This window comes from Streptomyces sp. NRRL S-31 (assembly GCF_000718775.1).
GTDB lineage: Bacteria > Actinomycetota > Actinomycetes > Streptomycetales > Streptomycetaceae > Streptomyces.
Window position 1 is genome coordinate 1 of the sequence record NZ_JOCB01000239.1, and the last position, 644, is coordinate 644.

1 protein-coding gene is annotated in these 644 nt (G+C 73.8%); it reads right to left on the bottom strand.

Annotated elements, in window-relative coordinates; genetic code table 11:
* Window positions 1-644, bottom strand: a 644-nt coding sequence (locus IF37_RS0138410) for a beta-ketoacyl synthase N-terminal-like domain-containing protein (protein WP_037858409.1), incomplete at both ends; no start/stop codon positions are given.

Sequence of the window (644 nt, forward strand, 5' to 3'; positions counted from 1 at the left end):
GGTGGTCCCGGTGCCGTGCGCCTCCACCGCGTCCACGTCCGCCGTCGACAGTCCCGCATTCGCCAACGCCTGCCGGATCACCCGCTCCTGCGACGGACCGTTCGGTGCCCCGAGGCCGTTGGAGGTGCCGTCCTGGTTGACCGCCGAGCCCCGCACCACCGCCAGCACCCGGTGGCCGTTGCGACGGGCGTCCGACAACCGCTCCAGCAGCACCAACCCCGCGCCCTCACCCCAGGCCGTACCGTCAGCCGCCTCGGCGAACGCCTTCACCCGGCCGTCGGGAGCCAGGCCGCGCTGGCGGGAGAACTCCGTGAACCCCAGCGGGGTCGCCATCACCGTCACCCCGCCGGCCAGGGCCAGCGAACACTCCCCCGAGCGGAGCGCCTGCGCCGCCAGATGGATCGCCACCAGCGAGGACGAGCAGGCGGTGTCCAGCGAGACCGCCGCGCCCTCCAGCCCCAGCAGGTAGGCGATCCGGCCGGAGGTCACGCTGGTCGCGGCGCCCGTACCGAGATAGCCCTCGGCGTCGGCGGGTGCCTGGTCGCCGTAGCCGGAGGACCAGATGCCGGTGAACACGCCCGTCCGGCTGCCCCGCAACGACGTCGGATCGATCCCCGCATCCTCCAACGTCTCCCACGCGGTCT